This is a genomic window from Malaciobacter halophilus, from assembly GCF_002837275.1.
Taxonomy (GTDB): domain Bacteria; phylum Campylobacterota; class Campylobacteria; order Campylobacterales; family Arcobacteraceae; genus Malaciobacter; species Malaciobacter halophilus.
On the sequence record NZ_NXIF01000011.1, the window covers coordinates 25,885 to 48,638 of the forward strand.

The following is a 22,754-nucleotide window of genomic DNA, read 5'->3' on the forward strand; positions in this document are numbered from 1 at the left end:
TGATAAAATTGAAACTAAAAAAGGTTTTTTTATGAATATTGCCATAATAGGTGCAGGTCTTAGTGGATGTGTACTATACAATAATCTTATAAAAAAAAATCACAAAATAACAATTTTTGAAAAATCAAGAGGTACTGGTGGAAGATTAAGTACAAAATATATACATAATAGATTTTGTGACCATGGTACACCTTATTTTGAAACAAATAACGAAAATTTTATTAAGTTTTGTGATAACTTAATAAAAAAAGAGATATTACGAAAAGAGAAAAATAGATACATACCTACAAATGGAATAAATAAAATCTGTTCTAGTCTAATCAATAAAAAAGACTTAAAAACTGAAACTAAAATTGTAGCTTGTGAGTATAAAAATAGTAAGTGGTGTTTAAAAGATAGTAATAATAAAACTTATGATAACTTTGATATTTTACTTTTAACTATACCTTCTTATCAAATTTTAGAACTTAAAATAGACTTGAATCCTCAAATAAAAAGAGAGTTAAAAAAAGTAAATTATGATAGTATATTTACTATGATTTTACACTCAAATAAAAATATCTCTTTACATAAAGCATTGAAAAATACTAATATTTTTAAAAAGATTATTAACAACTCAAATAAATATAATTATACAGATTTTAGTAGTTTTGTACTACATTCAAATGAAAAATTTTCCAATAAAAACAATACAAAAACAAAAGAGGAAATAGAAAAAAAATTACTTAATAAACTTGAAAAACTAAATATAACTTTTGATAAAAATTTCAAAATAATTCCACATCTTTGGAAATATGCATTTGCAAAAAATGTACTTGAAAAAGAGTTTTTATATGATGAAAAACAATCATTAGGAGTATGTGGAGACTACTTTTTAATTAATAATATAGAAGGTGCTTTTTTAAGTTCATCAAAACTTAGTGAATATATAAAGATTTCCATTTCTTAAATACAGATTGTATAAAAAATCTATTTTTAATACAGTTTGTATTAGTTTTAATACTATTTATAAATTACAATAACTTTTTTTACAAAAAATAATTTAATCTAATTTTAATCTTTGTAAACTCTTTATATATGTTTTAATATATACAAAAATAGTAAACCTTTCTATCATAGAAAATTAGATATACTTATTTACTTTTAAAAAAGGGTTTAAATGTTAGATAGAAGTATTAAGGTACTTGGTGCATATGGGGGAAAAGCTGTTGATATAAATAATACAAGTATTCAACTAGATAAATACACTACAATTGATGCTGGAAATATATTAAAAGGAATAGGAGAAGAGTCTAAATATATAGATAAAATATTTTTAACACACTCTCATCTTGACCATATTGTAGATATACCTTTTTTAGCAGATGCTTTTTTTGAACTTAGAGATTATCCTATAACAATTTATGGATTAAAACAGACTCTTGAAGATTTGAAAAAACATATATTCAATTGGGATATTTGGCCAAATTTTTTAGAGATTGATTTAATAAATAAAAAGAATGGTTCAATTAAATTTGTAGAGATTGAATTAAATAAAACTATAGTTTTTGATAACTTTACTATTAAACCTATTAAAACAGAACATACAGTCTCTAGTTGTGGCTATGTAATTCAAAAACAAGATAAAGCCCTACTTTTTACAGCTGATACATATAAGTGTAATACAATATGGGAGGAATTAAACCATAACAAAAATATTAAGACACTTATTATTGATGTATCTTTTCCTTCACGACTTTCAAATATAGCTAAAAGTAGCAATCATCTATCTCTTAAAGATTTAATAGAAGAGTTAGAAAAATTAAAAAGAGATGATGTTTGTATATATATTAATCACCTTAAGCCTTCATATATACAAGAGATAAAAGATGAAGTAGCAAAGTTAAGTAGTAAGTATCAAATACAAATACTAAATGATGGAGATATTATTGACTTGCAAACATCAAAAAAAGATAGTAGCTTAATCTATGAAAATAGTACAAAATATCATTTAAAAAAAATATTAGAAAATACAAATACTAAACGGCAATTTGATAAACTTATTGCAATACTAGAAAAAGAAAAAAATAGACTATAAAATAGAAGAAAATACTCTTCTATTTTATAAATTCTGTTATCTCATCAAGACTTAATCTTAACTGTTCTGATTGTTCATTTATTCTATATCCAAAAGGTAATACCATAGCTACTTGATATTTAGAAGTATCTAGCTCTAATATTTTTTCTAATTTATCTTTTTCAAATCCTTCAATAGGACAAGAATCAATCCCAATTCCAGCTGCAGCTGTCATCATATTTCCTGCTGCAATATATGTCTGTCTTGCAGTCCATTCATAAATATTTTTATCACTACTTAGCGTATCTTTTAAATGATTTGCATAAAGATTTATATAAAACTCTTTTTTGTCTTGAGGCATTGGTCTTCTTCCAAATCTTTTTTCAGGTACCCCACTTTGAACTTTTACATCTTCTATTTTTGCTAAAATAATTACTAAATCACTACAAGTTGTAATTTGAGCTTGATTCCAACAAACTGGTTTAATTTTTTCTTTTATTTCTTGGTTTTGTATTACTAAAAATTTCCATGGCTCCATACCAAATGATGAAGGTGATTTTCTAGCTACTTCTAAAATAAACTCTAAATCTTCTGCTGGTATTTTTTTTGTATCATCAAATACTTTACAAGCATGTCTAAAATTCATCGCTTTTAAAAACTCTTCTTTTTTCATTTTATATCCTTATATTGATAATTTTTCTAATTTATTTATTTGAACACTCTCTAACTTGTTTTCTATATTTGCTAAAAACTCTTGAAAATGTGATTTATTTTCATGTTCTGTTAAATACTCTTTTGTTTCCCAAGTTTCAACAAAAGTATAAGAGTTACTCTCTTCTAAACATTTATGTAAATCATATTGAATACAACCCTTATCATTTTCATGCGTCTTTTTATATAGTTTAACAAGCTCATTAAATACAACTTCTTCAAACTCTGGTTTTATTTTAATTTTTGCTACAACAATTATATTTTTCATTTTATACCTTTGATTTTTTAATAAAATAACTTTAGTATCCTATTTTACAAAATTTCTTTTTAATGTATTAGTAAATCTTTCTAACTCACTTTTCATATCTAAATCTGATTTGAATATATCATGAATAGCATAAGTTTCTAAAGGTTTTGCTCCACAAAATTGAAATGTTTTATGTGTTGCTATATTTGCTTCATCAAGAGATAATCCATCAAAAAAACCATCTTTATTATCAAATTCATTACTAGGACAATTATATGTTAATGAAAGCATATACTTTTTATCATTCATTAGTCCACCACTACCATATTTCTTACTACTATCACTTCTACTTCTTCCATCATTTACAAAAGTAACTGTACCATTTCCTCCTGAAAAAATTTCATCCATATACTTTTTTGTTATCCAAGGAACTCCCATCCAATAAATAGGATATTGAAATAGTATATAATCTGCCCAAGAAAATTTATCTAACTCTTCTTTTATGTCATAATCACTTTCTACTGTACTATGTTTTACTTCAAAATTGTTTTTTAAAAAAAACTCTTCTGCTGTATCAATAAAAGTTTGAGTAAGTTTGCCTTCTGCTATCTCTTCATATTTTTGATGTCCATTAATTATAAGAACATTTTTCATAACTACTCCTGTATTAATTTAGGAAATTATATACATTATAAACTTAAATTTCTCTTACTTTACTTTAGGTAAGTAATGTGATTTAATATAGTTTATGGTATAATTCTTTTTTATAAAAAGGATTTTATAATGTATTATATAAATGAAAAAGAGTATAAGTGCTCAGTTGCTGTTACTCTTGATATTTTTAATGATAGATGGAAATTAGCTATTATCTGGCATTTATTAGAAGATGATAAAAGATTTAAAGATTTACATGAAGATATTGCAGAGATAACACAAAAAACATTAACTGTAAAGTTAAAAGAATTAGAAGAAAAAAATATCATAAATAGAGAGGTATTCCCTGAAGTTCCTCCTAAAGTTGTTTACTCTTTAACTCCAATGGGAGAACAACTTAAACCAGTATTAACAGAGATGTATAAATGGGGTATAAAATATGTTGAAGAGCATGGCGAACTTATAAAAGATAATCTGTGTGATGCAGAGTTCAAAATTGCAAAACAATAACTAATTAAAACATGGAAAATTTTGTTTTAATTATTGTTGCCATTCTTATTGGATATGCTCTTCAAAAATTTAAGATTTTTTCTCAAGAGACTCCAATAATATTAAACCAATATATTATATATATCTCATTACCTGCAATTATTTTATTGCAAGTACCAAAACTAAACATCTCTATTGATATTATTATCCCTGCAATTATTGCATGGATTGTTATGATTTTAAGTGCTGGTGTAGTATTACTATTTTCTAAATACTACAAATGGTCTAAAGAAGTAACAGGTGCTTTATTGCTTGTTGCAGTTTTATCAAACAGCTCTATTGCTGGTATTCCTTTACTAAATACTTACATAGGTGAAAAAGCAATCCCTTATGTTATTATTTATGACCAATTAGGAACATTTATAGCGCTTGCAACATATGGAACACTAATTACTGCTTTATATTCAAATAATAAAGGAACAACTCCTAGAATTATTGTTCAAAAGGTAATTACATTTCCACCTTTTATGTCGCTTATTGTTGCATTTTGTTTCTTAGGTGTGGAATTTCCACCTTTACTTACAAGTATATTAACAGATTTTTCATATACACTTATTCCTGTTGCTTTAGTAGCAGTTGGTTTACAACTAAAGTTAAAAATGCCAAAATCAGATTTGAAACCTTTAAGTATTGCTCTTTTAGTAAAACTTATAATTGGCCCAATTATTGCATATTTTGCTGCTGTAATGTTTGGTTGGCAACATACTTTAGCAAGTGATGTATCAATCTTAGAAGCTGGTATGTCTCCTATGATAACAGCAGGAGCAATAGCAGCAATGGTTGGTCTTGCACCAAGACTTAGTACAGCAATAGTTGGATATGGAATAGTTGTTTCTTTTTTAACAACATATGTAATTTCAAGGATGCTTTAAATCCAATAAGTTGGATAGTATCTTTTCTCATTTTGCGATAGGTTATTTATAAATAGTGCTACTAAAAGCATTAGTAAAGCCCCTATTGCAATTGGAGTAAAAGGATATAACCACCCTAAAGCTTGTATTTTTTCACTACCAATAACATAAATTAATGCTGTTGCGCCTCCTGGAGGATGTAAGGTACAACTATAATGCATAATAACAATAGCTAATGAAATACTTAATGCACAAAGTAATTCCACAGAAAGATATACTTTAAAAAACTTTACTACAAAAACTGAAACTAATTTTTTAAATTTTATAAAAATAAAAAAGGTTTTAAAATGATTTATATCAAATCACTTCTCAAAATTAAAAAGCCAAACTCCTAAAATTACTAATAAAACAGCAATAATCTTTGTTAATGATATATCTTTAACTTCAAAACTAAAAAGTCCAAACTTATCAATAAGTAAAGACATAATTATTTGTCCACTAATCATAGAAAGAATCATTGATGCCATTCCAATTTTTGGAGCAATAATAATCCCAATAGTTACAACAAAAGCACCTATTATACCTGCAAACCAAGAGTAAGTTGGAGGTGTAGAGTTAAAATCTAAATTTGCAAGACTTACTTTTGTAAATAATAAAACTACAAAAATCAAACAAAGTGTCCCAACAAAAAAAGATACCATTGAAGCAAACTCAAAAGAACCACTCCATTTTGCAACATATAAATTCAATGCTGCTTGAACTGGCATACCAGCACCTGCTACAATCATCAATAAAACATAAAAAACTTTAGTATCAATCATAATTTATCCTTATTTTGTTAAAAACTATAACTTTTAATGGCTTAAATTACTAATTATTCTTATATTTTGGTGGCGACTTAGTTGCATTTAAAGTTTATTTGTTATACTCCAAATTTTAAAATATTAAAAAGGATATTTATGTCTAATCATTGTCCCTATTGTCAAAAGAAAATTTCAATAAGTAAAGTCTTTTGTTCAAGAGATTGTAAAGACAATTATTTTCAAATGGTAGCTATTCAAATACCAAAACCTTTTATTAAAAGAATCTTTGTATTTTGTGATAAAGAACAAAGAGAAAAAGAGATATCTAACTTTGCTAGAAGACATGGTTGGAAAGAGAGTTTAATAAGAAACAAAATTGAAAAACTTAAAGAAGAGTACGGATACTAACTTCATATTATATACAATAACTCTTTTTTTAATAAAATAATCTAATATTATACTATTTTGTAACCTTTACGACTATAAATACTTACTTGATGCCTAAAAAATTGAATATTTGTTTTATTTTAGATATTTTTTTTACACTCTCTAAACAAACTTTGAGTAAGATTGCTGATAAATTTATATAATAGGAACTTATATGTTAAACATAATTAAAAAGAGTTTTACAGTACTACTTTTTCTTACTGTATTAAATGCTCAAGAAATAAAAGAGATTTCTAAAAGTGAAATTGAACAAATCAATAAACTAAATCTTATCAAAAAAGCAGAGATTAAAGTAACAAAAGCTTTTGATATGGGAAATATCTTTGTACTTGACTCAATAATTCAAGGAAAACCTCAAGAACTATTTTTGACAAAAGATAAAAAGTTACTAATAGCTGGAAATGTTATGAATGTAAATAGTGGTGAGCCTATAACTTTGCCTGTTGATTTATCTCATACTCTTGGAAAAGAAGCTTTAACTTATGGAAATGGCAAAGATGAATATATTTTATTCACTGACCCTGAGTGTCAATATTGTAAAAAATTTGAAGCATTTTTTCCTAAACTTGAAAAGCATGTAAAAATTAGAGTATTTTTCTTTCCTTTAAGTTTTCATAATAATGCAAGAGATTTATCTATATATTTTATGAGCAAAAAAACAAATAAAGAAAAAATCAAAGCTATGTTAAATACAAATGCTGATTCAAAAGAGTTTAAAAATAGAGAAATCTCAAAAGAAAAATTAGCAAAACTAGAAAAAAGTTTAGAAGAACAAATGATAATAGCAAGAAATTTAAATGTAAGAGGAACACCAACACTTTTTGATTCAAATGGTAAAAAAATTATTTGGATTGAACTTTTAAGAAAGTATAATATTCAATAAAATAAACCACAAAAGTGGTTTATTTTTTAATGCCTTGAACCTATATCTTTATCCTCTTCTTTACCTGATAACATTTGTGTTAGTTCATCACACTTTACTAATAAATTATTTTTAATTACAAATTGTGCTATAACTTTTACTTTTACTATACTTTTGTCTTTTTTAACAGCTGTTACTATGTGATTTGTAAAAACATTTTCACCATCTTGTGCAATAGCCAAAAAATCAACATCTAAAGAGTCTATAACCTCTTTTTGCTTTTTCATATGACTTATGAAGCCATCATAATCTAAAGTATTACCATCTACATTTTGTATATAATCAGAAGAGATATATTTTTCTATAATTTTAGTATCTACACTAGAAGCACCTAATACTTCTGAAAATATTTTTTTTATAAGCTCTTTTTTTTCATTTTTTTCCATAAAACTCCTTTTATTAGATTATTATACCATGTAATAATAATCTAAATAAACTTGAAACATAAAATTACTACTTTAATATTTTATAATTTTTTTCATTATCTTTCTAACGAAAGGAATTATAAAAATAACAGAAAAAAAAGCTACTATCCATGCTTTCCACCAAGCATTTAACAAAAGTAATAAAAACTCATTTGTAAATCCTAAGTTTATAATTATTAAAATAGCAGAAATAATAAATGACATAAACATAGTTACTAGAAAACTAAAAATATAAAATTCATATCTTTTATCTATCATTATTAAATATTTCCTTCATTGCAAATAAACCATTTAGAGCACAAGGAAAGCCACCATAAACTGACATTTGTATTATAATCTCAACAATTTCTTCTTTTGTACACCCCACATTTAATCCTGCATGAATATGTACTTTTAATTGTTCTGTAACGTTACCCATCACAGTAAGTGTAGCAATAGTTGCAATTTCTCTTGATTTTAAATCTAACTTCTCTCTTGAATAAATATCTCCAAAAGGAAACTCAATAAGTAAATCTGCAAACTCTGGAGCAATATCCTTTAATGACTCAATTACTTTTTCCCCTGCACTACCATCTACTTCTTTTAACTTTTCCCAACCTTTGTTATATCTTTCTGATTTCATTTTATCTTCTTCATTTTTATTACATCAGTCTCTTTTTCCTGATAATCTTTTAAATTTGCAATTGCTTTTAAAGTATAATCATAGGTAAAGTGCTTTGTTATAGATAACTCATCTCTCCATTGCTCATATAGATATAATTTTTTCTTTTCAAAATCTTCATATAAATTAAATTCTATACACCCCACTTCTTTTCTTGTATTATCAATAATTGATTTTATTATCTCACTTACTTTTTCAAAACTATCCTTTTTAGGATGTAATGTAGCGAAAATAAATACTGTAGTTTTCATATAATCTCCTTTTAGATTTAGAAGATTATAAAAGAATTTAGAAAAATAAGGTATAAGAAAAGTTTCTTTTTTTATAAGTTTTGTTCCCTATAAAGTAAAGGGGTAGTTTTATAATATTTTTTAAATTGTATGATAAACCATGAAACACTTGAATATCCACATGAAGTTGCTATTTGAGATACACTTTTTTGAGTATTTTTAAGAAGTGCTTTAGCAAGAGAAAGTCTTTTTTCATCTAGCCACTCTTTTGGATTTTGATTATATAACCTAATCATCTCTTTTCTTAAGGCTTTTGAATTAAGCCTAGTAAGTTTGCACATATCATCAACACTATTTATAATATCAAGGTTTTCTTCTAAAATATATTTTGTTCTTGAAGATTTTGTTTGTATAATTTTATTTAAAAAAGCACTAAATCTTTCTTTATCTTTCGAAAGAGAATATAAAAACAATTCATCTAGTTTTAGTTTTACTAAATCAAGGCTATTATTTATACTAGTTTGGAAAAATTGATTTACAATATTCACACAATTATTTATGAAATGATCTCTATTTAATACTAAAACATCTTTTTTTTCAATTGTATCTAAGATAATATTATATTTTTTAATAAAATTAAATACATATTCATCATCAAAAAATATCAATATAGATTCAAAATTATTTTTATCTCCAGTTATTTCACTCATGAAATAACTAGATTGTGATAAATAGAGTATATCTGTACTATTAATTGTAATATCACTATTTTTAAGATGTAAAATTTTACTACCATTTACTAGCAAAATAACCAAATGCATACTATTTCTCAAAGACATCATATCTTTTTTGTAAATAGATGATTTTGAGGCAATAACAGAGTCGTCATTTATTATTTGGTATAAGTGCTTATTTTCAAATATATAATTAGGTAAGGTAATAATCATCTATATTAAATTATTGTTTTTTAACAAACTCTTGTTTTAATTTTATTGCACCAACACCTGGCACTTTACAATCAATATTATGACCATCATTTCCTTCAACAAGTCTAATACCTTTGATTTTTGTTCCAACTTTTATACCAGAAGAGCTTCCTTTTACTTTTAAATCTTTTATAACTGTTACATCATCTCCATCATTTAAAAGTGTACCATTTGCATCTTTTACAACTAAAATATCTTCATCTTCTTGTGTATCATTTAAAGACCACTCATGTGCACACTCTGGACATACAAGTAAGCTTCCATCTTCATAAGTATATTCGCTATTACATTTTGGACAGTTTGGTAATTGCTCCATTTATTTCCTTTAACTTTTATTTGAAAGTGTATTATACAATAAAACGCCTTTTGTGATTAATTCGAAAATTTTATTGTTATTAAGTATGATAAATATCAAACTGTTTATCATCTTTTCCTAAGTTATATCTTTTTTCAAGTGAAACTTTAAAAGGTTTTCCTAAATATTTACTATCTAAAGCTTTTAATGTTGCTTCTTTATCACTATTTACATCTAAGATTAGACTATTTAATTTAGATATTGTAAGCAAAGGTTCTTCTCTTTTTATTAAAATCAAAGAGTCATTTTGTTTTATAGTTCCCTCTTTTAAAACCTTTGCATACCAACCTGTAAGACCACTATTAAAAATAAATTTTGTCATCTGTTTTATTTTTGTACTTGCACTTAATTTCCAACAAGGTTGTCTTGGTTGAGTTATTTGTACTTGTGCTTCACCTATATTAAAAATATCTCCTACACATATATCATCTTCGCAAATATTAGATAATATTAGATTTTCTCCCAAGTTTGCTACTTCATCAACTTTAAAATTTGTATTGCAGTTTTGATTTATTGTTTCATAACTTCTTTTTGAAAACATAAATAGTGCTTTATTTTCTCCACCATGATGTTTTAAATCAGCTTGTTCATCTTGTTTAAATCCTGTTTTAGTTAGAAAAGCTTGTTTTACAGGATGTTTTTTCATAGCAGTTACTAACTCTTTTCTTTTGCTATTTTTTAGAATAGTTGTTTGAATCTTACCTACTTTTACGTATAAAACTTCTGCAATTTTTTGCATTTTAAGTCCTTAGATTTAAATTGAAAGATTATAATAACATAGTAATTAAAAAAAAGAAAGAGGACTAAATTAGTCCTCTTATTTTAATTTGATTAATAAAAGTTTAAAATATCAAATTGTACATACCAAATAGCAATAGATACAAAGTAACCAATCAATATCATCCATGCATATTTCATATGACTATTAAATGTATAAACACCTTTTAGTTTACCCATTACTCCTACTCCAGCAGCACTACCAAATGAGATTAAAGAACCTCCAATTCCAGCTGTTAATGTAACTAATAACCAGTTTGCATGGTCCATATTTGGATTTGCTTTTAGTATTGCGGACATTACAGGAACATTATCTACTATTGCTGATAAAAATCCAACTGCAATATTAGAATAAGTTGCGCCTAAATAATTTGGTTCATATACAATTGAAGCAAGAGTTAACCAACCAACAAAATACAATGCTCCAACAGCTGCTAAAATACCAAAGAAAAACATAAGTGTATTGTTTTCAATTTTTGACATAGATTCAAAAATATCAAAATGCTCTTCACCATAATCTTTTTTAAGTTTATATGAATAAAGTTTTAATAATACAAGTCCAAACATCATTCCCCACATTGCAGGAAAATCTAATATTTGATGAGAGATAACTGCCATGACAATAGTAAATACACCAAGTACAATTATTGTTTTTGCACCTTCTTTCATCTTTGGAGCATCAATATTTGCATCAAACTCTGGTTTAGAGTGTGGTACTACTAATGATAATAAAAATGCTGTAACTAAATATCCAATAACCGATGCTGGAAAAAGATATAAAAAGTCTGCAAAATCACCTTTCCCTGAAGTCCAAACCATAAGTGTAGTAATATCTCCAAAAGGAGACCATGCTCCACCTGCATTTGCAGCAACAACAATATTTATAGCCCCTGGTACTAAAAACTCTTTTTTTTGTTTTTCAATTGTAATTAAAACAGTAGATAATATAAGTGCTGTTGTAAGATTGTCTGCTATTGGAGATAAGAAAAATGCAATAAATCCAGTTGCCCAAAATAATTTTCTATAAGAGTACCCTTTAGAAACTAGACTGTATTTTAACCTATCAAAAACCCCCATATGAATTAATGACTCTATATATGTCATTGCAACAAATAAAAAGAAAAATATTTCTGCAATTTCAAGAATTACACTTTCAGCTTCTTCATGTACGAGTTTTATATCTAAACCATTTATAATAAAATAAAAGGCTATTAATAAAAAAGTAAAAATACCTACAAAAAGTGCTGGAAGAGATTTATCAACATTGTATTTTTCTTCATTTGCAATTACATAATATCCAACGATAAAAATACCTAAAGTTGCTATACCAACCCAAGTATCTACTAAATTTGGTAGTTCTGAACTAGTTGCATATGCAACATTTGTTAGAAATAATACCAAAACAGTAAAAATTTTAAACATAATTCTCCTTGATATGTTTTATAAAAAGTATTATTTAAAAGTAAATAACAAAAAAATAATAGCATAAGTTTTGTAAATTTTTTGTATTTAAAAGAAATTAACTTAGAAGTTTAAACTTCTAAGTTAATAAAAAATGTAGTTTATGCAAGCTCTTTTAAACCTTCAAACTCTTTTGAAGTCATCGAAGGTACAAATTCAGTAATTTCATAAGTTGCTAAATTTGCTTTATGAAAAGGGTCTTCTCTTAACACCTTTTTTAAATCTGTTAAAAAATTCATTTTTGAAAGGATAACTCCACCTGTTCTTGGTATTTTTTTACCTGAAGCTACAAAATTACCTAAACTGTACTGTTTTTCCAAATATTTAAGATGTTCTGATAAGTATTTATCAACCTCTTCCAATGGTTTTACATAATTTAGATTTATTATAAACATTCTATTCTCTCCTCGTTTATTGTGTAATACATATCTCAATCCCCAACCGTAAAAAAGCGGTAACAAATGTTATCTTTTATAAAGGACTTTTGTGTTACTTTTTTAGTTTATCCAAACTTTTTTTATAAGTTACATAAAAAAGCTATAAAAAACAACTTGCTTTTTTACAAAAAATTCTATATGCTAACAAAAAAAATTATAAGTTGAAAAATGACAAAACACTCTATTATGAAAGAGATAGCTTTCAATGAACACAAACTTATCTTTAAACATATAAATAAAAAACACTCCTTTGCTAAACATATACATGAAGATAACTATATGATTGGACTTTGTATAGAAGGTAAAGGAGTTTTTTCAATGGACAATAAAGAAAATGAAGTAAAAGAAAAAATGCTTTTTATTATACCACCTAATACTGTTCATTCTTGTACTTCTTATAATATTGATGGGAAATACAGCTTTTTAACTTGTTTTATTCCAAAAAAGTTTTTTGAAAGTATTGCTAGTAGTATTTGCTCTAAAAGTAACTATACTTTTAAAGAGTATTTCATAAAAGATGAGATGTTATTTAACTACCTTGAAGAGATTATAAAAACAACTTTACACTCTGAGAAGCTAGTTTCAGAAGAGATAATAAACTTTATATCTTTATTTTGTGAAAAATATATGACATATAAAGAGAAAATCAAAACAATAGAAAATGAAAAGTTTGAACTACTATTTAAATATCTAAAAGAAGAGAGCTATGAACTAAAAGAGTTAAACTTTTACAAAATGGCTGAGGTTATGAAAATGAACCCTTACTATTTTCATAGAATTTTTTCTAAAACAATAGGACTTACACCACAAAGTTTTATAAACTTTTTAAGAGTTTCAAAAGCAACAAAACTTTTAAAAGAGTATGAGTCTTTAGCTTCTATTGCACAAGAGTGTGGATTTTATGACCAAGCACATTTTACAAAAGAGTTTAAAAAGTATCATGGAATCACACCAACAAATTTTAAAAATATCTCTTAATTGTTCAAAATATTACAATACAAAATTTTTTATACTTGATAAAATCCTATAAAACAAAAGGATAAACTCTTATGATAAAAAATATTACTTTTATTTGTATTCCCTTATTTTTATATTTTATTCTAAATAGTTTTATTGGACAAACAAAAGATTTGATACTAATTACTTTGATTCTTTCTACTATTGCTTATTGGGCAACAAACATAATACCTTTATATTTCTCATCACTTATATTTTTATTTACTTGTTTAGTATTTGCACTAAGTCCTAAAGAGATAATCTTTTCTGGTTTCTCTTCTTCTGCTTTTTGGTTAGTTTTTTCTGGTATGCTAATAGCAACTGCTATAAAAAATGTAAATTTAAACAATAGATTCTTTAATTTCTTTTCTATAATCAAGAATATTAGCTATTTAAAACTTCTAATTTTTATCTCTATTTTTTGTCTAATTTTTAGCTTTTTAATGCCTTCTAGTGTAGTTAGAGTTGTTTTACTAGTACCTTTAGCTATAACAATAGCAAAAGCTTTAGGCTTTGAAGAAAATGACAAAGGATATATTGGAATACTGCTTACTTTTATACTTTGTACTTCTATTCCAGCATTTACTATTTTACCTGCAAATGTTCCAAATATGATATTAGGTGGACTTACAAAAGAGATTTATGATTTTGAGCTTTTATTTTCTCACTATTTATTATCAAACTTTTTTGTTTTAGGTTTTTTAAAAAACATTATAATCGTTGCTTTAATATACCTATTTTTCAAAGATGAAGTAAAAAACAATAAACTAGAAAAACAAAATAGCTCTTATAGTAAAAACGAAAAAATAGTTATGATAACTTTGTCTATCATGCTTCTATTTTGGTTGACTGACTTTATTCATAAAATCTCACCTAGTGTAATAGCTATGATTGGAGTTTTGTTTTTAGCATATCCAAGTATAAATATCATAAAAAGCAAAGATATAAATAGTATCAACTTCTCTTCACTAATTTTTGTAGCTGCTATTATTAGTCTTGGAAGCATTGTTGCAAATAATGAGTTTATAAAACAAAGTTTACTTAGTATCATAAATCTATACACACCATCAGAGTATGAATTACTTGACTATATAAAAATCACTACCTTGATGTCTTTAAGTGGGGTTATTATCACTCAACCAACTATTCCAGCTATCTTTACTCCAATGGCAGAACACCTAAGTAGTATAAGTAGCTTTTCATTAAATGAAATCTTTATGATGCAAGTTGCTGCTTTTTCTAATGTTTATTTTCCTTTTCAAGCTCCACCTTTAGCAGTTGGACTTGCTTTATCTGGTATGAAACAAAAGCACATGTTAAAAGTAGTACTTATATTAGCAATTGTTACTATTATATTTTTGTATCCTTTAGAGTTTTATTGGATGAACTTTATAAAATAGTCTTTAGATTTAGAAGTTTTTAAACATAGTTTAAATAAAGTTCAATTTAGTAATGATATTCAATACTAAAATTAATATTTGGAGTTTTTTTGATAAAAGAGTTTAGTTTATATTTTTTAGCAGCATTTTTTGAAATACTTGGTTGTTATAGTTTTTGGATGGTTTTTAAACTTCAAAAATCATCTTTTTGGCTTTTTGTTGGAACTATTTCACTTATATTGTTTGCATTTTTACTTACAAAAGTAGATTTAGAGTTTGCTGGACGAGCTTATGCTGTATATGGTGGGATTTATATCATATCTTCTTTGGCTTGGCTTTTTTTTGTAGAGAAACAAAGCTTTTCAAAATATGATATTATAGGTTCACTTATTATCTTTGTAGGAATTAGTATAATTTTACTTGGAAACCAAAAGCTTTTAAATAGTTAATACTATTTTAAAGCCTTTTTTACAGCCTCACTTGCATGTATATATGTCGTATCAAATAGTTTTGTTTTAGTATCCATTTGAGATACCAACATACCTATTTCTGTACAACCTAAAATAACACCTTGTGCACCTCGATTGCTAAGTGAATCTATTATTCTTAAATACTCTTTTTTTGATGTTTCTTTTATTGAACCTTTACATAACTCTTCATATATGATTTCATGAACTATTTTTATATCTTCTTCATTTGGAACAATTACTTCAATATCAAAACTCTTTTGAATACTATTTTTATAAAACTCTTCTTTCATAGTAAAAGTAGTACCTAAGAGTCCTACTTTTGAAATACCTTCATCTTGAAGTTTTTTTCCTGTTGCATATGCAATATGCAAAATAGGAATATTGATATTATCTTGTATAACAGGAGCTACTTTATGCATAGTATTTGTACATATAACTAAAAAATCAGCATTTGCATTTTGAATATTTTTAGCTGCCTCACTTAAGATACTTGCTGTTTCTTCCCATCTATTTTCATGTTGAAGTTTCTCTATCTCATCAAAATCTACACTATAAAGAACTACTTTTGCACTATGCAATCCACCAAGTTGTTTTTTAACTTCTTCATTGATTTGTTTGTAGTATAAAGCAGTACTTTCCCAACTCATTCCACCAAGTAATCCTATAGTTTTCATTTTATTCCTTTAAATCTTTACAAAAGACACATCATCACTTTTTATAAATTGAACATCAAATGTTTCATTTTCAACACAATCTCTTAATTTTGGAACATATGTTTTAACATGTTCTGCTTCAAGGTGTAAATCAAGTAGCTCTTGTGAACTCCATCTTTCAATAGTTAAAAATACATCACCATCAATAAATGACTCATATTGTTCACAACCTTTTTCATTTACTGCATATTCATATTGTAAAATATCAGCTATTTTTCTTAATTCTTCATGTTTATCTTTTTTTATTTTTGCTTTTACTATTGCAATAATCATTATAAAGTATTCCTTATTATTAATTTTATTTTATCAATCAGTTAAATAATACTCAACTGTTGAAACAACTCTTATTTTTTTTATTTGAGGGTTGTTTTTATCTCTTTGTGAGATTGAAAATTGACCTTGTGAAGCTTTTTTTATCTTACCTAATTTGCTATTTGAGTCTATTGCAAATTTTTGAGCAACTTCTCTTGCTTTTTTTGTAGCTTCTTCTATCATTTTAGGTTTTACTTCATTTAATCTTGTAAAAATATACTCTGTTTTATTGTTATAATTTTCTCCTGAAAAAACAATACCTTGTTTTCCAAGTTTTGATAAAGATTTTTTTACATCTCTTACTTTATCAATATTTTTTGAATATACAGTTATTGTTTGTTTTGCATTATATCTATAGTTTATTTTTTCACTTCCATACTGTTGTGCAACTTTATCTGTAATTATAGGAGCAGAAAAACTTATTTCACTTCTTTTTATACCATTTGAACTCAAAAAATCATCTATTTTTTTATTGTTTTGCTCTACTGTTTTATACAACTCTTCAAGGTTGTTACTAACTTGTGTATAAGAAATCGGCCAAATAACAATATCTGCTTTATACTCTTTTTGAGATAAGCCCTTTACTTTTACTGTTCTATCATACTGCTTATACTCAACAACAGCATTTTTAAAAAAATATCCCAAAGTACTTAAACCCAAAAATATAAATACCCCCAAAATAAAAAAGTTTGTTTTACTATTTTGTTCCATTTGTTTTCCTTTTTTTACTTATAAAAATAAATAAATTCAATTATACATTAACATAATATTTTTCTAATTAAAAGTCATTGAATAATTAATAAGTAATTGATTATCTCTTTTTATAATATTTCTCTTTATTACTTTAAACCCATACTTTTCAAAAAAAGGTTTTGCAGTAATACTTGCATCAACTCTTAATTTTTCAATCTCATTTTGTCTTGCTTTTTTAAAAATATAAAGTAGCAATGCTTTTCCAAGCCCTTTTCCTTGATACTCATGATGTACATAAAAACAATCAATATAATCTTCATAAAACTCTGCAAAACCAACTAACTTTTCATCATGTATAGCTAAATATGGTTTTGTTTTATTTAATTTTTTTTCCCAAACCTCATAATCAATATCTAACTTTGCCCAAGCATTTAACTGCTCTTTTGTATAATCTTTATTGCATGTTTTATGAATGCTGTTTGTAAATAGTTCAGGTATTTGTTTTGAATAGTTTTTATTGTAATTTATTATCTGCATTTTATACTTTCTAAGACCATTTTTCAATCAAATTATCAATAAATTCTGATAGTTTTTCATCTTTTTTATAACTCTTTGCTTCTTCTATAATCTCATCTTTTGCTTTTACACATAGTTCATAAAGTTCTTTAACCTCTTTTGCTGTCAAATCACAAAACTCTCTACCAAACCTTAAAAGTTGCTTTTCTTTCCACCATTTTTTACTTCCTAAAAGATGAAGTGCTGGTATATCATTTTTGATATACACTGTTGTAGTTACCACATCATAAGCAGGAGCCAATTTTATATTTGAAATATCTTCATAAATCAAGCCAAAGTTTTTAAGGTGAGCATCTCCATTTTTTAATAAAAAATTTATAACTATCATTTTAAAGAAGTTTGCTAAAGACTCTTTCTTATATTTGGGTGATACAAAAGTCTTTATGGTTTTTGCTATTTGTTCATAAGTCCCTTCATATTTGTCATCACGATTTTTCCCAAAAAGTACGCACATATCTTCAAAACCTAAATAAGTATTGTCCTCTTTTATATCAAATCTTTTCATGATAAAAAGTTTTCTATCTTGGGATAAATAAAATTCAGGTACACAAATATTTGCTTTTTGAACAACTCTCATACACAAGTATTCATTAAGTGCCAGTTCTTGGTACTCTTCACCCCAAGACTTCACAATATAATCTTCAAGTTTTAATGTAGCTTTGTTTTCTATTTGAGCTAAAACCTTTGGTTGAACTCCAGAAATTGGTGAATTTAAAGCAAATCTAGATACTAGTTCATCAAACAGTTTTTCATTTGAAGAATGAAGTAAATCATCTAAAACAAGAGGTTTTAACTCTACTTTTAAATCTTGCTCATAAGAAACTCTTCCTTTTATACTTGGTGACATAAGTTTTAATAAACCAAAATCATCAGTCTTTGTGAACTTTGAAAAATGCTTTTTGATTATAGATAATAAATACCCCTCAGGTAAGTGCATTTCAAATAATGGATGAAGATTTTTACTATTCCAAGATTTAGTACGAACTGGCATAGTAAGTGAGATAAACTCTTTTTTATCTTCAGTTTTATAAGAAAAAATATACTCATTTTCTTCAAAAGACAAAATACCTGATACTTTAGAGTCAACCTTTACAGTTAAAAAATCATTCATTTCTTAAATCCTCTAATGTAGGAAATAGACTTTTTTGTTTGATATAAAATTCATACCCCAAATAATCAAGTATTTGCATAACTTTTTTTATCCCCACATCCACACCTCTTCCATTTTCTAATGAAGAAAGTGTCGCTCGCGAAATTTTTAAATCATCACAAATCTTTGATTGAGATATAAAGTTTTCTTTTCTATATTTTTTTATTTCTAATCCTAGTTCTTTTAAATCCACTTTCATCTCTTTTGTAAAATATATTAGACATTCTATAATTTTATTTATATTTTGTCAAATATATTATACAAATAATGCAACTAATTCTTTTGAATTGTTAGTTGTTAAAGGAAGAATATAAATGAAGCTTTTTTCATAATCGTCTATTATTTAGCTTTTTTATTTCTTCTATTTTACTCAATGCAATTTTTAGATTTTTAATTATCTGTTCATTTAGATTGTATGTGCTTAATTTTCCTTTATTTTCCTTAATATATTTTTCAGATTTTTTTAATAACTTTTTTAAGAATATATCCTCTTCAAATAATATTTCTTTTCCTTGATAATACCTATCTTTTAAAATTCCTCCAAAATAATGCATAGTTAAACCATCTGCTTTTATGAGTGCATTAAATAATTCATCTATATTTATCTTATTTAATATTGGTTTATATCTATAATCAATTTTTCCTCTATTATTCATACCATCTAACAAATCAAGAACTAATTGCCTATTTTTTTCTTTTATTGCTAAAATAATTTTTTTTGAATCTTCTTTTTGCTTTAATATCTTTTTTTCTTCCAAAACTTCATTTACATGATTTTTCAATTTTTCAAAATTTCCACATTCAAAATATGCAATATTTTCATAAGAATCTGAAAAATCAACATTTTCAATAATATAAATATCCTCTATACAAATGATACCTTCATCAAATAATAGTTTAAAATTCTTTTTTGCTAAATCAAAGAGTTTTTCAAATTCTATAACTAATAACTCTTTTTCTTGAAAATACAATAACATTGAAGCTACTAATTTAAAACATTTGTAATCCTTATATTCATTAGATTTAAACTTTTTAAATACATCTTTTAGTAATACTTCAAATTCATCATCTGTTAAATTATGAAAATAACTTAATTTTTTCCATGAAGAAGTATTATCATTAATATAATATTTACTATTTTTTAAAGCTTCATTTATACTTTCTTTTTGAATATTTGAATTAATTAATATTTCTTTCCATTGACCAATAGGAATAATTACATTTGAATTATCATCAAGTCTATATTTAGAGAAAGAAGATAATTCTTCTTTCTTTTTAAAAGAAAACAATGATAAAAAATTAGAGTTTTGTTCATCATTAAGTAAATCTAAAACTTCATTATTTCCTTGTCTGATTTCAAAAGAAAAAAGAAAAAACCAATATAAAATATCTTTAATTATCTCTTCTTTTTTATAATGTTCTATTAAAACTTCATCATGAAACCTCTCAAAATCAAGTAAATTTTGTCTTAAAAACCTAAGGTTATTTGAGCCTGATTTTTCAAAAAGTTCTAATATATTTGATTTCTCTTTTTCTAATATATTTTCTTTTACACTTTTATCATTTTCTAATTCAGTTAAAAAACTATCATATGCTTCATTTGGACGTGTTTTAAACTCAAAAGTTTTTCCAACAAGTTTTTCTTTTATTTTTTTGTATTTCTTAGTTTTATTAAGTTCTTCTTCATTTGCTATTAATATTACTTTATAATTTTGATGCTCAACAAAATTGTTTATATAACCTAACAAATCAACTATTTTTAAACTACATCTTTCTATATCGTCAAATATTAAAACTCTTTTTTTTGCATTTAAAGATGATAATGATTTTTTAATTTCTTTTAGTGAACCTCTTATTTTTTCACTTATTAAAGCATTTGCAAGTTTTGATACATAGATGGTTTTTTCATTAAAAATTTCTGGATTAGTAGCTTGTAAAAACTTAGTTTCAATTTCATCATAAGAAGTCACACCATACAAACTTACATAAATATATTTTTGTTTATTTTTATCTAAGTTCTTTTTATATTTATTTATAAAATGTGTTTTTCCACTTCCCCATTTTCCTTTTAAAAGGACTGCATACTGGGGATTTGGAAGTTTTGTATAATAATCTAAAAATTCATCAATGTGTTTATTTGGCATAATTCACCTCTTTATTCAAATTTTTTATTATATCTAATTATTTTTTTTAACCCTAAACCCCATCACTTTATCATCTGTCTTTTTTGTATCTTCAAGGATTTGAGTGAGTAGCTCAAAGGCTGTTTTGATATGTTTAGTATTTTGTGTTGTTTGATTTTTATTTAGTTTCAAATCTTCTTTTAGATTTTTTAGTTCTATTACTATATCTTTATATGTAAGTGCAAACTCTCTAAGCTTTGTAAAGGTTCGCATAATATTTATAGTAACTTCGGTTGCTACTTTACTTTTTAAAACAGTTGCAAGCATATATACACCTTGCTCAGTAAATACTTTTGGATTATATTTTCTATTATTTAAGCTATTTTTAAAGGTCGAAAATTTCGACCTCAAAATTTCTGTTTCTTCTTTTGTCAATTCAAAATAAAAATCTTCAGGAAATTTTTCAGGGTTGTTTTTAACAGCTTCATTTATTCTTTTGGTTTCTACTTGATAAAGAGTTGCCAAGTCACTATCTAACATCACTTTTAAGTTACGAATATCATAGATTTGATTTTCAATCAATTGTTTTGGTAAGTTTTCCATAGAACTACTCCATAATCAATATAAAGTAATTCTATCAGTTTTTTACAAAAATAATAAAAAATATTACATAATGTAACCAAATCTAAAAGTTTTTAATCAAATCCACATAAACAGCAGTTAATCCCTCTACTTCTTTAACAGTTGTTCTCTCTCCTACAGAATGGATAGTATCATTTATAACTCCAAACTCAATAGCTTCTATTCCAAAGGCTCCAAAATACCTAGCATCAGAAGTTCCACCAGCAGTTGAGTGTTTTGTTGTTACTTTTAAAACCTCTTTTATAGAGTTTTCCATAGCACGTACTACTTTTGATTCTTTGTTTGTTACAAATGGAAAAGAGCCTTGTGTAGTTTTAAACTCATAGTCTAAACCCTCTAAGTTTTTATGAATAAATTTTTCTACGTCTTCTCTTTTTGTGTTTGTTGAGTTTCTTACATTGAACATAAGTTTTAAATCTGGTGGTGTTACATTTGTTACTTGCATTCCACCTCTAATATCAGTGATTACCATTTTACTAGGAGCAAAATATTCATCTCCATTATCAAGATTATGTCCTGCTAATTTTGGTAAAATCTCTGCAAAGTTATGTACTGGATTTATACATTTTTCAGGATAAGCTGCATGACCTTGTTTACCTTTTATAGTTATATATCCATTTATACTTCCACGTCTTCCAACTTTAATAGCATCTCCAAAAATCTCTTCACAAGTAGGCTCTGCAACTACTGCATAATTTGGAATAAAGTCAATCTCTTTTAAGTGCTCTAGCATTTTGATAGTTCCATAAGTTCCTTCGCCCTCTTCATCACTTGTCATCAAAATACTTAATGTTCCATCAAAATCAACTGCATGTTTACAAGCATATAAAAAAGCTGCATCTCCACTTTTCATATCTTGAGTTCCCCTTGCAGTTATAACACCATCAATAATATCTGCAGCAAAAGGTTCAACTTCCCACCCCTCACCTACTGGAACTACATCAATATGTCCAGCAAAACACAAATGCTGTTTTTTTTCATTAAATTTTTTATAAAAAAATCTATTTTTTACACCTTCCATATCTACTTTTATACAATTCCAAGTATCACCTAAATACTCTTCAATAAAATCAAAAGCCCCATCATCATCTGGTGTAATTGATTTAAATCTCAATAATTTTTGGAATA

32 protein-coding genes are annotated in these 22,754 nt (G+C 25.7%); 9 read left to right on the forward strand and 23 right to left on the reverse strand.

Going from position 1 to position 22,754, the window contains the following annotated elements; all coding sequences use genetic code 11:
* Window positions 1-31: 31 nt before the first annotated feature.
* Both CP960_RS03235 and CP960_RS03240 read left to right on the forward strand, forming a co-directional pair.
* Window positions 32-949: an NAD(P)/FAD-dependent oxidoreductase gene (locus CP960_RS03235; RefSeq protein ID WP_101183800.1), complete on the forward strand. Its 918-nt coding sequence runs from the start codon at window positions 32-34 to the stop codon at window positions 947-949.
* A 210-nt stretch (window positions 950-1,159) separates the two neighbouring features.
* The gene (locus CP960_RS03240) at window positions 1,160-2,077 is read left to right on the forward strand and encodes a 3',5'-cyclic-nucleotide phosphodiesterase (protein ID WP_101183801.1); all 918 of its coding nucleotides are present in this window, start codon (window positions 1,160-1,162) and stop codon (window positions 2,075-2,077) included.
* A gap of 19 nt (window positions 2,078-2,096) precedes the next feature.
* On the opposite strand, the gene CP960_RS03245 is transcribed toward CP960_RS03240, so the two are convergent.
* From CP960_RS03245 to CP960_RS03255, 3 genes are read right to left on the reverse strand one after another with little or no spacing between them, the layout of a single operon-like run.
* Complete coding sequence (locus tag CP960_RS03245; protein WP_101183802.1) at window positions 2,097-2,729, reverse strand: NAD(P)H-dependent oxidoreductase; 633 nt, start codon at window positions 2,727-2,729, stop codon at window positions 2,097-2,099.
* 9 nt (window positions 2,730-2,738) lie between these two features.
* Window positions 2,739-3,035, reverse strand: a complete 297-nt coding sequence (locus tag CP960_RS03250) for a putative quinol monooxygenase (RefSeq protein ID WP_101183803.1) — start codon at window positions 3,033-3,035, stop codon at window positions 2,739-2,741.
* A 39-nt stretch (window positions 3,036-3,074) separates the two neighbouring features.
* Window positions 3,075-3,668: an NAD(P)H-dependent oxidoreductase gene (locus CP960_RS03255; protein ID WP_101183804.1), complete on the reverse strand. Its 594-nt coding sequence runs from the start codon at window positions 3,666-3,668 to the stop codon at window positions 3,075-3,077.
* A 129-nt stretch (window positions 3,669-3,797) separates the two neighbouring features.
* Here CP960_RS03255 and CP960_RS03260 point away from each other — a divergent pair, with 129 nt between their 5' ends.
* Both CP960_RS03260 and CP960_RS03265 read left to right on the forward strand, forming a co-directional pair.
* Window positions 3,798-4,178: a winged helix-turn-helix transcriptional regulator gene (locus tag CP960_RS03260; RefSeq protein ID WP_101183805.1), complete on the forward strand. Its 381-nt coding sequence runs from the start codon at window positions 3,798-3,800 to the stop codon at window positions 4,176-4,178.
* An 11-nt stretch (window positions 4,179-4,189) separates the two neighbouring features.
* A complete protein-coding gene (locus CP960_RS03265) occupies window positions 4,190-5,089 on the forward strand; it encodes an AEC family transporter (RefSeq protein WP_101183806.1) in 900 nt (299 codons plus the stop codon).
* On the opposite strand, the gene CP960_RS03270 is transcribed toward CP960_RS03265, so the two are convergent.
* Complete coding sequence (locus CP960_RS03270) at window positions 5,086-5,424, reverse strand: HPP family protein (protein WP_101183807.1); 339 nt, start codon at window positions 5,422-5,424, stop codon at window positions 5,086-5,088. The genes CP960_RS03265 and CP960_RS03270 overlap by 4 nt on opposite strands.
* 6 nt (window positions 5,425-5,430) lie before the next feature.
* Window positions 5,431-5,889: a DMT family transporter gene (locus tag CP960_RS03275; RefSeq protein WP_101183808.1), complete on the reverse strand. Its 459-nt coding sequence runs from the start codon at window positions 5,887-5,889 to the stop codon at window positions 5,431-5,433.
* Window positions 5,890-6,027: 138 nt separating this feature from the next.
* Between CP960_RS03275 and CP960_RS03280 the strand changes: the two genes are divergently transcribed.
* Both CP960_RS03280 and CP960_RS03285 read left to right on the forward strand, forming a co-directional pair.
* The gene (locus tag CP960_RS03280; protein ID WP_099312658.1) at window positions 6,028-6,279 is read left to right on the forward strand and encodes a DUF2116 family Zn-ribbon domain-containing protein; all 252 of its coding nucleotides are present in this window, start codon (window positions 6,028-6,030) and stop codon (window positions 6,277-6,279) included.
* 193 nt (window positions 6,280-6,472) lie between these two features.
* Window positions 6,473-7,201, forward strand: coding sequence for a thioredoxin fold domain-containing protein (locus CP960_RS03285; RefSeq protein ID WP_101183809.1), 729 nt, complete (start codon window positions 6,473-6,475; stop codon window positions 7,199-7,201).
* Between the two features lie 26 nt (window positions 7,202-7,227).
* Here the strand turns inward: CP960_RS03285 and CP960_RS03290 are convergent, their stop codons facing one another.
* The 9 genes from CP960_RS03290 to CP960_RS03330 form a co-directional block, all read right to left on the reverse strand.
* Complete coding sequence (locus CP960_RS03290) at window positions 7,228-7,626, reverse strand: hypothetical protein (protein WP_101183810.1); 399 nt, start codon at window positions 7,624-7,626, stop codon at window positions 7,228-7,230.
* A 72-nt stretch (window positions 7,627-7,698) separates the two neighbouring features.
* Window positions 7,699-7,923, reverse strand: coding sequence for a DUF2798 domain-containing protein (locus CP960_RS03295; RefSeq protein ID WP_099312652.1), 225 nt, complete (start codon window positions 7,921-7,923; stop codon window positions 7,699-7,701).
* Window positions 7,913-8,287 carry a carboxymuconolactone decarboxylase family protein gene (locus CP960_RS03300; RefSeq protein ID WP_101183811.1) on the reverse strand — a complete coding sequence of 125 codons (375 nt, stop codon included), beginning with the start codon at window positions 8,285-8,287 and terminating at the stop codon, window positions 7,913-7,915. Before CP960_RS03300 ends, CP960_RS03295 begins: the two co-directional genes overlap by 11 nt.
* Window positions 8,284-8,577, reverse strand: a complete 294-nt coding sequence (locus tag CP960_RS03305) for a putative quinol monooxygenase (RefSeq protein ID WP_099344667.1) — start codon at window positions 8,575-8,577, stop codon at window positions 8,284-8,286. The genes CP960_RS03300 and CP960_RS03305 overlap by 4 nt, the downstream gene beginning before the upstream one ends.
* Before the next feature lie 71 nt (window positions 8,578-8,648).
* Window positions 8,649-9,503 (reverse strand): helix-turn-helix domain-containing protein, encoded by an 855-nt coding sequence (locus tag CP960_RS03310; RefSeq protein WP_099312646.1) that lies wholly within the window; start codon window positions 9,501-9,503, stop codon window positions 8,649-8,651.
* A gap of 10 nt (window positions 9,504-9,513) precedes the next feature.
* A complete protein-coding gene (locus tag CP960_RS03315; protein ID WP_101183812.1) occupies window positions 9,514-9,858 on the reverse strand; it encodes a zinc ribbon domain-containing protein YjdM in 345 nt (114 codons plus the stop codon).
* Between the two features lie 79 nt (window positions 9,859-9,937).
* Complete coding sequence (locus tag CP960_RS03320; RefSeq protein WP_101183813.1) at window positions 9,938-10,636, reverse strand: MOSC domain-containing protein; 699 nt, start codon at window positions 10,634-10,636, stop codon at window positions 9,938-9,940.
* A gap of 92 nt (window positions 10,637-10,728) precedes the next feature.
* The gene (gene nhaD, locus CP960_RS03325; protein ID WP_101183814.1) at window positions 10,729-12,096 is read right to left on the reverse strand and encodes a sodium:proton antiporter NhaD; all 1,368 of its coding nucleotides are present in this window, start codon (window positions 12,094-12,096) and stop codon (window positions 10,729-10,731) included.
* A 140-nt stretch (window positions 12,097-12,236) separates the two neighbouring features.
* Window positions 12,237-12,530 (reverse strand): YciI family protein, encoded by a 294-nt coding sequence (locus CP960_RS03330; protein ID WP_101183815.1) that lies wholly within the window; start codon window positions 12,528-12,530, stop codon window positions 12,237-12,239.
* Window positions 12,531-12,740: 210 nt separating this feature from the next.
* On the opposite strand from CP960_RS03330, the gene CP960_RS03335 reads away from it, so the two are divergent.
* From CP960_RS03335 to CP960_RS03345, 3 genes are all read left to right on the forward strand, one after another.
* Window positions 12,741-13,550 (forward strand): AraC family transcriptional regulator, encoded by an 810-nt coding sequence (locus tag CP960_RS03335; protein WP_101183816.1) that lies wholly within the window; start codon window positions 12,741-12,743, stop codon window positions 13,548-13,550.
* A gap of 71 nt (window positions 13,551-13,621) precedes the next feature.
* Window positions 13,622-14,968, forward strand: a complete 1,347-nt coding sequence (locus CP960_RS03340) for an SLC13 family permease (RefSeq protein WP_101183817.1) — start codon at window positions 13,622-13,624, stop codon at window positions 14,966-14,968.
* Between the two features lie 89 nt (window positions 14,969-15,057).
* Entirely contained in the window at window positions 15,058-15,396 is a 339-nt protein-coding gene (locus tag CP960_RS03345; protein ID WP_196778323.1) for a YnfA family protein, read from the forward strand.
* A gap of 2 nt (window positions 15,397-15,398) precedes the next feature.
* Here CP960_RS03345 and CP960_RS03350 read toward each other — a convergent pair whose 3' ends face one another.
* The 9 genes from CP960_RS03350 to dapE form a co-directional block, all read right to left on the reverse strand.
* Window positions 15,399-16,091, reverse strand: coding sequence for an aspartate/glutamate racemase family protein (locus CP960_RS03350; RefSeq protein ID WP_101183818.1), 693 nt, complete (start codon window positions 16,089-16,091; stop codon window positions 15,399-15,401).
* Window positions 16,092-16,100: 9 nt separating this feature from the next.
* A complete protein-coding gene (locus tag CP960_RS03355; RefSeq protein WP_191282173.1) occupies window positions 16,101-16,403 on the reverse strand; it encodes a putative quinol monooxygenase in 303 nt (100 codons plus the stop codon).
* 33 nt (window positions 16,404-16,436) lie between these two features.
* Window positions 16,437-17,153: an SIMPL domain-containing protein gene (locus CP960_RS03360; RefSeq protein WP_101183819.1), complete on the reverse strand. Its 717-nt coding sequence runs from the start codon at window positions 17,151-17,153 to the stop codon at window positions 16,437-16,439.
* A gap of 63 nt (window positions 17,154-17,216) precedes the next feature.
* Window positions 17,217-17,672: a GNAT family N-acetyltransferase gene (locus tag CP960_RS03365; protein WP_133121129.1), complete on the reverse strand. Its 456-nt coding sequence runs from the start codon at window positions 17,670-17,672 to the stop codon at window positions 17,217-17,219.
* Window positions 17,673-17,682: 10 nt separating this feature from the next.
* Window positions 17,683-18,822, reverse strand: coding sequence for a type II toxin-antitoxin system HipA family toxin (locus CP960_RS03370; protein WP_101183821.1), 1,140 nt, complete (start codon window positions 18,820-18,822; stop codon window positions 17,683-17,685).
* The gene (locus CP960_RS03375) at window positions 18,815-19,060 is read right to left on the reverse strand and encodes a helix-turn-helix domain-containing protein (protein WP_228152000.1); all 246 of its coding nucleotides are present in this window, start codon (window positions 19,058-19,060) and stop codon (window positions 18,815-18,817) included. Before CP960_RS03375 ends, CP960_RS03370 begins: the two co-directional genes overlap by 8 nt.
* 127 nt (window positions 19,061-19,187) lie before the next feature.
* Complete coding sequence (locus CP960_RS03380) at window positions 19,188-21,005, reverse strand: P-loop NTPase fold protein (RefSeq protein WP_101183823.1); 1,818 nt, start codon at window positions 21,003-21,005, stop codon at window positions 19,188-19,190.
* A 33-nt stretch (window positions 21,006-21,038) separates the two neighbouring features.
* Window positions 21,039-21,587 (reverse strand): ORF6N domain-containing protein, encoded by a 549-nt coding sequence (locus CP960_RS03385; protein WP_101183824.1) that lies wholly within the window; start codon window positions 21,585-21,587, stop codon window positions 21,039-21,041.
* Window positions 21,588-21,669: 82 nt separating this feature from the next.
* The coding region (dapE, locus tag CP960_RS03390; RefSeq protein WP_101183827.1) for a succinyl-diaminopimelate desuccinylase at window positions 21,670-22,754 on the reverse strand (1,085 nt) is incomplete at its 5' end.